Source organism: uncultured Caulobacter sp., assembly GCF_937900395.1.
Lineage (GTDB): Bacteria > Pseudomonadota > Alphaproteobacteria > Caulobacterales > Caulobacteraceae > Caulobacter.
Window position 1 is genome coordinate 1 of the sequence record NZ_CALCDX010000189.1, and the last position, 8,154, is coordinate 8,154.

At 64.6% G+C, this 8,154-nt stretch carries 9 protein-coding genes; 6 read left to right on the forward strand and 3 right to left on the reverse strand.

Annotated features, from left to right (window positions below):
* The first annotated feature begins 365 nt into the window (after positions 1-365).
* Both Q0379_RS16425 and Q0379_RS16430 read left to right on the forward strand, forming a co-directional pair.
* Positions 366-581, forward strand: coding sequence for a hypothetical protein (locus Q0379_RS16425; protein WP_099503371.1), 216 nt, complete (start codon positions 366-368; stop codon positions 579-581).
* Between the two features lie 22 nt (positions 582-603).
* Complete coding sequence (locus Q0379_RS16430; RefSeq protein WP_299013835.1) at positions 604-2,286, forward strand: recombinase family protein; 1,683 nt, start codon at positions 604-606, stop codon at positions 2,284-2,286.
* A 191-nt stretch (positions 2,287-2,477) separates the two neighbouring features.
* Here Q0379_RS16430 and Q0379_RS16435 read toward each other — a convergent pair whose 3' ends face one another.
* Positions 2,478-2,609: a hypothetical protein gene (locus Q0379_RS16435; RefSeq protein WP_299013837.1), complete on the reverse strand. Its 132-nt coding sequence runs from the start codon at positions 2,607-2,609 to the stop codon at positions 2,478-2,480.
* Positions 2,610-2,905: 296 nt separating this feature from the next.
* On the opposite strand from Q0379_RS16435, the gene Q0379_RS16440 reads away from it, so the two are divergent.
* Entirely contained in the window at positions 2,906-3,949 is a 1,044-nt protein-coding gene (locus tag Q0379_RS16440; protein WP_299013838.1) for a DUF2726 domain-containing protein, read from the forward strand.
* Positions 3,950-4,093: 144 nt separating this feature from the next.
* Here Q0379_RS16440 and Q0379_RS16445 read toward each other — a convergent pair whose 3' ends face one another.
* Complete coding sequence (locus Q0379_RS16445; protein WP_299013840.1) at positions 4,094-5,074, reverse strand: AraC family transcriptional regulator; 981 nt, start codon at positions 5,072-5,074, stop codon at positions 4,094-4,096.
* Positions 5,075-5,169: 95 nt separating this feature from the next.
* Here Q0379_RS16445 and Q0379_RS16450 point away from each other — a divergent pair, with 95 nt between their 5' ends.
* Positions 5,170-6,168, forward strand: coding sequence for an NAD(P)-dependent alcohol dehydrogenase (locus tag Q0379_RS16450; protein ID WP_299013842.1), 999 nt, complete (start codon positions 5,170-5,172; stop codon positions 6,166-6,168).
* Between the two features lie 6 nt (positions 6,169-6,174).
* Positions 6,175-6,477 (forward strand): DUF1330 domain-containing protein, encoded by a 303-nt coding sequence (locus Q0379_RS16455; protein ID WP_299013844.1) that lies wholly within the window; start codon positions 6,175-6,177, stop codon positions 6,475-6,477.
* Between the two features lie 390 nt (positions 6,478-6,867).
* On the opposite strand, the gene Q0379_RS16460 is transcribed toward Q0379_RS16455, so the two are convergent.
* Positions 6,868-7,338, reverse strand: a complete 471-nt coding sequence (locus Q0379_RS16460) for an Lrp/AsnC family transcriptional regulator (RefSeq protein WP_299013846.1) — start codon at positions 7,336-7,338, stop codon at positions 6,868-6,870.
* Between the two features lie 95 nt (positions 7,339-7,433).
* On the opposite strand from Q0379_RS16460, the gene phhA reads away from it, so the two are divergent.
* The coding region (phhA, locus tag Q0379_RS16465) for a phenylalanine 4-monooxygenase (protein WP_299013848.1) at positions 7,434-8,154 on the forward strand (721 nt) is incomplete at its 3' end.

Sequence of the window (8,154 nt, forward strand, 5' to 3'; positions counted from 1 at the left end):
GCAGCACCACGACCCGGACGGCTCAGCGCCGGCAGGAAGGACATACGGACTAAGCCGCGCGGCCGCCAGGCCGCCCACCAAGATGAAGCCTGCAAGGAGCCCGCGCACTGCGCGTGGCGGGAAGCGGCGTCGAGCCGCCGGCGGCAGGCCAAGGCCTGCCCGCAGGGTCGCGCCCGAGGGAGCGGCGAAAGCCGCGGGACCGAGCGTGACGCCGGGGGCTCACCCGACGCCGAAGGCGCGCAGGCTCGCCGAAAGGCGAGCCGGAGCCAGGCGCTGGAACCGCCGAACGCCTGTCTTTGCACGCCAGGGTACGAACGGAGCGACATCGACTTTGCGGTCGTGGGCGATCGGCGCAAGCCTGTCGCATGCCCAGGAAGCTTCCGACGCCTGACACGCCCCCTGATTTCTTCGACTACCTAAATATATTTCCGGAGCGACTACCCGCGCCCCCCTCCCCGCGTGTCCCCCTCAAGGTCACGGACGACTGGTCCGGTCAGGTCCCCATTGGCCAGGCCGAGATCCAGATCACCGAGGCCTATCTGGAGAAGGTGCTGGCCGAGCTGTTCGGACCCCTGCCCTGATCCGCAGGGACAAAATCGACCGATGGCCAAGCGCAAGACGCCTCCTCCGCCCGCCCTTCCCAGCGCGGCGCTCTATCTTCGGGTCTCGACCGGACGGCAGGCCGAAAGCGACCTGTCCATTCCCGACCAGGGCCGCCAGCTGCGCGCCTATTGCGAGGCCAAGGGCTGGCCCATCGCCGAAGAGTTCATCGAACCGGGCAACACGGCCACCGACGACAAGCGTCCGGCCTTCCAGAGGATGATCGATGCCGGCCTGACCAAGCCGCCGCCGTTCCACGTCATCCTGGTCCACTCGTTCTCACGCTTCTTCCGCGACCAGTTCCTGTTTGAGTTCTACGCCCGCAAGCTGGCCAAGAACGGCGTGCGCATCGTCTCCATCACCCAGGAGGTCGGCGACGACCCGATGGGGGTGATGGTGCGGCAGATGATGAACCTCTTCGACGAGTACCAGTCGCGGGAGAACGCCAAGCACACCTTGCGGGCCATGAAGGAGAATGCCCGACAGGGCTTCTGGAACGGCTCGCATCCCCCGCTGGGCTATCGCGTGGTGGCCGCCGAGCAGCGTGGCGATCGCGTGAAAAAGAGGCTGGAAGTCGATCCGATCGGGGCCGAGACCGTGCGCAAGATCTTCCGCCTGGCGCTCAACGGCGTCGATGGCAGCGGCCCGATGGGCGTCAAGGCGATCGCCACCTATCTCAACGACAACCACATCTACACGCGCGGCGGCGGACGCTGGGGCGTCGGCACGGTGCATCACACCCTGACGCGCACCAGCTACATCGGCGAGCACCGGTTCAACACGCGCCACTACAGAAGCCAGGAACAGAAGGAGGCTTCCGAGGCGGTGATCATGCCGGTTCCCGCGCTGATCGACCAAGAATCCTTCGACGCCGTGCAGCGCGCCATGTCGCGTCGAAATCCAAGGGCCATGCCACCGAGGTTCGTCACCAGCCCGATCTTGCTGGGCGGGATCTGCTTCTGCGGCCTATGTGGCAAGGCCATGACCCTGCGCACCGGCAAGGGCGGCGCCTATCGCTACTACACCTGCTGCACCAAGGCCCGCCAGGGAACCGCCGGCTGCGAAGGCATGGCGGTGCGCATGGACATGCTCGACGCCACGGTTATCGATCACCTGGAAAATCGCCTGCTCAATCCCGAGCGTCTGGCCACGATGATGGACAACATCCTCGACCGTCGCTCCGAGTGGATCGAGCGCCGCCACCGCCATGTCGCCGACCTGCGCAAGCGGGCGACCGAAGCCAACCAGCGCCTTCAAAGACTCTTCCAATCCATCGAACACGGCATCGCCGATCCCACCGACCGGACGCTGAAACAGCGGATCGCGGAACTCACCTCGATCCGCGACGCGGCCGAGGGAGACGCTGAACGGGCGGCGGCGGCGATCGACAAGATCACGCCCGCCCTGACGCCCGACCTGCTGCGCCGCTTCGCGGAAGCCACGCGCGAGATGTTCAGAAGCGCGGATGGCGCCTATCGGCGCGACTTGATCCGGGCCGTCGCGCAGAAAGTTGAACTGGTGTCCCCAATGGAGGTGCGCATCTGCGGATCGCGGGTGGAACTGCTGCGCACCATCGCGTCGAACAACGGCGTAGAATCGGCGGCTCTAGCGGTGCCGGGTTTTGTACGGGATTGGCGCCCTCTGTTGGAAATGCGCGAGAACTATTCCTACGACATTCTACTCTAGACTACGATTTCCAACGTTCGCGCTTTGGATCATGAGTATCATCGCCCATTTTCACGAGAAATGAAACGCCTGAATGCTTCACTCATCGACGGCCATGGCTTCGCCGATAGCGCGCGCCCCCGCGCAGTCGCGGTTTTCAGCGAGATCCGACACCGCCGCCACTTGCCCTCCCAAAAGATCTCCCGGCGGAGTTAGCGGAGCGTCCAGGGCCGCGCGATCAGGACCATGATCGTGAAGACGCCGACATAGAGGAGAGGGACGAACAGCGGTGAAACCGAGGCCTCCAGCGCCTGGATCAAGGTCGTCAGAACCGCCGTCGGCATCACCGCCGCCAAGAGGCAGGCCAGCCAAGCGAGCGGCTCTCGCCAGGGCCGCGGACCGCCCGGTTCCTCATCGTCGCCCCATCCCATTGCCGCCACCCTAGCGTGTGCGACCACGATTGGCGAGCCGGTGCCCAAGCCCGGAAGGACACCGCCATGGCCAACGGCCCGTTAAGCGAAAATCTTAGCCGAGGGGAAGAAGACCTCCACCCACGGTAGAGGCTATGACACGCCCCCTGCCCTTTTTCGCGCTTTGCGTCATCCTAACCCTTTCGGCCCATTCCGTCGCAGCCGCCGACTTGACCTCGACCACCCGACCGCAGGTTCGCGCCGGCGCTGCGAGCGCCCCGAGTTCACCCCCGCACCGCGCCACCAACCGCAAGCCGGTATCGACCAAGGCCTTGCGGGCAAAGCTCAGGAAGGCCCTGGCCCGCGCCAAGGCCGCCGAAGACCGGGCCGAGGTCGCGCAAGCCGCCCACGATGAGGTCGTCGAACGGTCAAGATGGTCCCGGCGCCTCAGCCTCGCCCTGGCCGCGCTGACGCTGATGGTGTCGATCGCTCTTGGTTGGGCCTGGCGGGAGCGGCGATCCGCGCAGTCCAGAGTACGGGCGCTCACCGTCGAGCTGGCCGCCGCCCGTCAGGCCGCCAAGGCGCGAACGGCGCTCGACGAGAAACTGACTCAGGCCGGTATCGAACACGACGCCCTTCTCACACGGCGGCGTAACGATCAGGCGGTGATCGCGGCGCAGGGCGCCAGGATCAAGGATCTCCAAACGGATAACGCCGCGCTACGGGGCAAGATCGAAGACCTCGAGGCTGCGGCTCGGCAGCGGGCGATCACCTCGGGACAGAAACAATTGCGCACCCTAGACGAGGCCGCCGTGGGCGGTGCTCGGGTGTTGGAACCCTACCCAGTCCTCAACGGCCAGGAACGCGCCGTGATGCGCAGCGCCAGCGCTTGGGCCAGGGAGAGGAACCTTCACCTCTATCCTCAGATGGGCATGGGCGGTTTCCTAAGACCCCAAGGCCGCCGCGCCGACGAGATCCTAAAGACCTTCAACTCCAAGCGCAGCGATTTCGTGCTGTGCGGTGACGATGCCAGGGCCGTCCTGGTCGTCGAGCATCACGGTCCGGGGCATTTCCAAGAGGACTGGGAGATCCGCGATCAGGTCAAGCGCCGGCTCCTGAACATGGCGCGCGTCGGCCTGATCATCACTGATGAGCACGATGATGACACGGCCATCCGACGACGGTTGAATGCGGCGATGGACGACCCCGAAGGCGCCATCCCGCCTTGGCCGGAAGTCGCATCCAAACACGGGTCCAAGAGTCGGGCTCTGTAGGTTTTCGCGCCCCTGAAGTCTTTCGCGCGTAGCGCCCCAGAGCGTTCAGCCGTTCGCCAGCAACCTCGCCCGCCGCGGGATCGCACCGCGATCTCCTACCGTGACCCTGGCGACGCGTGCGGCCTTGTCCGCCGACCGTCCGTGCTAACCGGCTTGGACGGGTTGATACGCCGCGACAGCATGAGCAGCCCGCCCTGAAGAAGGCCCTTGGTTACCGGCCGCGCGCCGTTCGCGTCGCCATTGACCGGGCGCTATGCCCGTCGCGGCCTTGAAGGCTCGGCTGAGCGCGATGTCCGTACCGTAACCGGTTTCTTTGGCCACGGTCGCGATAGAGCGCCCCGCCGCCAGCAGCAGCTTCGCGCGATAGATGCGCCAGGTGGTGATGTAGGTCAGCGGTGGCACACCGACGACCGACTTGAACAGGACCGCGAACGACGAGCGTGACATGCCCGCGTCGCGCGCGAGCTGCTCCAGCGTCCAGGGAGACGTCAGGTCTGCGTGGATCCGATGCAGCGTTCCGGCGAGTTGGCGATGGGTCAGGCCAGCGAGCCAGCCATCCGGCATCCTTCCCTCCGAAGCGGCCCAGACGCGAATGGCCTGGATGAACAGGACATCAAGCAGGCGACCAATGACGTAGGAGCCACCCAGCGGCTGACAGGCCTCTTCGGCCCCGATGTGTTCAAGAATCGACAGCATCCTGCCGGCGTCGGACTCCGGTATGGCGACATGGACGACGTCGGGCAGAAGCGCCGACAGCGGCTCGCCCGCGGCGTGGTCGAAATTGAACAGGGTCGAAAAGAACTCGCAGGCTTCGCCATCCCCGCCGAAATCGACGATCTGCCCGGTCACATGGTCGGCGATCTCCCAGCACGAGATCGCGATCCGGTCGGGGGCGTCGCCCAAAATGCCTTCCACCGACTGCTTGATGATCAGGCAATCCCCCGTTCGAAGGGTGATCGGTTCATGGCCGATCTGGGTGAAACACCCTGCCCCCTTGGCGACAACGACCAACCGCGCCTGCGCCCCGCTGTCGAAAGAGATCGCCCAGGGGGCGTGCCCCCGCAGGCGCACAAAGAGCGAGCTTTCCAGCCGCATGGCGCTGAGGACTGAATCTAAGGGATGCATGGCGAACTCGGACGATCGGTTAGGAATTCAATACTCATTGCAATGGATCATCCAGTCAAGGCGGGCCAAATGACTCCCATCACTGGGAGCAAGTCATGAAGATCTTTCGTTTGCAGAAAATCGGTTCGGTCGACGGCTTGGAGTTGCGTGAAGAGCCGACGCCCCAGCCCGGGCCCGGCGAAGTCCTGGTTCATATCAAGGCGACCTCGCTGAACTTCCGCGATCTCACCATCGCCAACGGCTGGTCGCCCTTCCCTCTCCAAGAAGGCCTGTCGCAGCTGTCCGACGCCGCCGGTGTCGTCGCCGCTATCGGACCGGGCGTCACCCGCTTCGCCGTCGGCGACCGCGTAGCGAACAACTTTGTCCCTGGCTGGCACGCTGGCCCATTCCGTGCCTTCGCTCCTCAGTACGGCACCGACCTCGACGGCTGGATGGCGGAGTATCGCGCCATCGACCAGAACGAGCTGGTCGCCATTCCTGAGTCGATCAGCTTCGAGGACGCCGCGACCCTGCCCTGCGCCGCAGTCACCGGCTGGAACGCGGTCGCCGGTGTTGGACCTCACCAGCGCGTGTTGACGCAAGGGACCGGCGGCGTGTCGCTGTTCGCCCTGCAATTCGCCAAGACGCGCGGAGCGGAGGTCATCGCGACGACCTCCTCGAACGAGAAGGCCGAGCAGCTTCGCGCGCTCGGCGCGGATCATGTCATCAACTACGTGGAAAACCCCGACTGGGGCGAACAGGCCAAGGCGCTAACGGGCGGCCGGGGCGTTGACCGCGTGGTCGAGGTCGGCGGCCCAGGCACCTTCGTCCAGTCCCTCAAGGCTGTCGCGCTCAGCGGCCAAGTGTCGATGGTCGGCGCCCTGTCCAAGGGCCAAATGCCGGGCTACCTCGACATGTTTCTCACCTTCGCGCGCTTCCAGACGATCTCGACCGGCAACCGTCAGGACCTGGAGGATGTGATCGCGGCTGTCGCCCATCAAGGCCTGCGCCCCGTAATCGACAGCCGTTTCGCCTTCGACGAAGGCAAGGCTGCGTTCGAGCATTTCAGCAAGCGTAATGTGTTCGGCAAGGTCGTGATCACCAACGAGGCGTGAGCATGAATGCTGTCGGGGCGTGGTCAGCGCGCCCCGACCAATGTCGCCGAGCGGCAAATCCATTCCCCGAGGAGTTTCTTATCGACGAGCGCTTATGCCATCTTCATCCGAGAGCGGACCCGCAACCCGAACGAACTTCAGGCCTATGCGGAAAAGGCCATCCCGCTTCTGGAGATCGTCGATGTAACTATCCTTGCGGCCTATGGCCGCCAGGATGTCCTTGAAGGCCCTACCCCGGAGGGCGTCGTGATCGCCAGGTTCCCGACGATCGAAGCCGGACGGGCGTTCTATGACAGTCCTGCGTATTAGGCCGCCGTCCGACATAGTTTCCCGGGCGCAGACCATCGATCCATCCTGATCGAAGGAGTCGATTAGCAAACGCGCCGGCCAAGCGGGCGGGCGTTTTCCACTCGCCCGCCCTTCGTGACACAGGCTGATTGCCGATCGATCTACCTTCGCGTCGACGCGAAGGCGGACCTTCTGGCGCGATGCTCGACGCGACCGTCTTCGCCTGGGCCGTTTATGGCGACCTCCTTGGCTGCGCCTCTCCAGACGATCGACATCATGTCCCTAGTCGGGTCCGACCTCACGGGCTTCAGCCGTCCGCTAGCGGTCGCAAACCACCAAAGCTTGCGACGAACTCGCGTCAGGATCGGGGTCGGCGGCCCGGCCCACGTTCCGTGTTCTGATAGGGTCAGGTCAGACCGGGATCGCGGTCGTGTATTTCACCAGCTCGAGCGCGAAGTGCGACGACGCGCCCGCCACCGATGGGTGGCCCAGTAGCTGCCGCATCAGGAAGTCGTTGTAGTCGGCCACATCCGCCGCCACGATCCGCAGCAGATAGTCCCAATCGCCAGACATCGAAAAGACCTCGATGATCTCGGGCTGGGCCCGCGCGAAGGTCTCGAAGGCATCGCGCGCGTCCTTGGCGTGGCTGCGCATGCGCACATTGCACAGGACGTTGACCCCTCGCCCCACCCGTTCGGGATCAACCAGGCGCACGGTCTTGGTGAGATAGCCGGCCGCTTCCAGCGACTTGATGCGCCGCCAGCAGGAAGCGGTGGCCGCGCCGACCCGCTCGGCGAGATCGGCGTGACTGATCGTGGCGTCTTCCTGGAGGATCGCCAGGATTCTACGGGCCACCGGGTCCAGGTCGAGCTTGGATTTCATTTTCCCATCCTGCTTCGAATTCCGATTTCATCAACTGCTGTTTTTGAGCGGAAAATTGAAACCCCTTCGCGGTCACTGCGTGCGACCGTTTCAGCATGGGAAGCCAAACGAACATCCGCCCGGCGGGAGCCGCCGAAGATTGGACCATTGCTCAGGACTGGTCGTCCTACACGCCAGCCGAACATGCGATGTGGGATCACCTGTTCGCGCGCCAGGCGCGGATGCTGAAGGGCCGGGTTTCACCGACCTTTCTTGCCGGCCTCGACGTTCTGCGCCTGTCCAGGCCCGGCATCCCCGATTTCGAGGAACTCTCCGAACGGCTTGAGAAGCTTACCGGCTGGAGCGTCGTCGCCGTGCCGGGTCTGGTTCCCGATGACGTCTTCTTCGATCACCTGGCCAATCGCCGCTTCGTGGCCGGCAATTTCATCCGCACGCTCGAGCAGATCGACTACCTACAGGAACCCGACATCTTTCACGACGTGTTCGGCCATGTTCCGCTGCTCGCCAACCCAGTGTTCGCCGACTACATGCAGGCCTATGGCGAAGGCGGTCTCAGGTCGCTCGACTATGGGGCGCTTCACAAGCTTGCCCGCCTCTACTGGTATACGGTCGAGTTCGGTCTGATCCGCGAGGATGGCGATCTTCGCCTCTACGGCGCGGGTATCGTGTCGAGTTACGGCGAGTCGATCTTCGCGCTCGACGATCCCTCGCCCAACCGGATCGGCCTGGACCTGGAGCGGGTGATGCGGACCAACTACCGCATCGACGACTATCAGCAGACCTACTTCGTCATCGACAGCTACGAGGACCTGCTGC

What these genes read in the sequence shown, in the direction of transcription:
- Q0379_RS16425 (WP_099503371.1), top strand. Translation starts at nt 366, where the DNA reads ATGCCCAGGAAGCTTCCGACGCCTGACACGCCCCCTGATTTCTTCGAC.
- Q0379_RS16430 (WP_299013835.1), top strand. Translation starts at nt 604, where the DNA reads ATGGCCAAGCGCAAGACGCCTCCTCCGCCCGCCCTTCCCAGCGCGGCG.
- Q0379_RS16435 (WP_299013837.1), bottom strand. Translation starts at nt 2,609, where the DNA reads ATGCCGACGGCGGTTCTGACGACCTTGATCCAGGCGCTGGAGGCCTCG.
- Q0379_RS16445 (WP_299013840.1), bottom strand. Translation starts at nt 5,074, where the DNA reads ATGCATCCCTTAGATTCAGTCCTCAGCGCCATGCGGCTGGAAAGCTCG.
- Q0379_RS16450 (WP_299013842.1), top strand. Translation starts at nt 5,170, where the DNA reads ATGAAGATCTTTCGTTTGCAGAAAATCGGTTCGGTCGACGGCTTGGAG.
- Q0379_RS16455 (WP_299013844.1), top strand. Translation starts at nt 6,175, where the DNA reads ATGCTGTCGGGGCGTGGTCAGCGCGCCCCGACCAATGTCGCCGAGCGG.
- Q0379_RS16460 (WP_299013846.1), bottom strand. Translation starts at nt 7,338, where the DNA reads ATGAAATCCAAGCTCGACCTGGACCCGGTGGCCCGTAGAATCCTGGCG.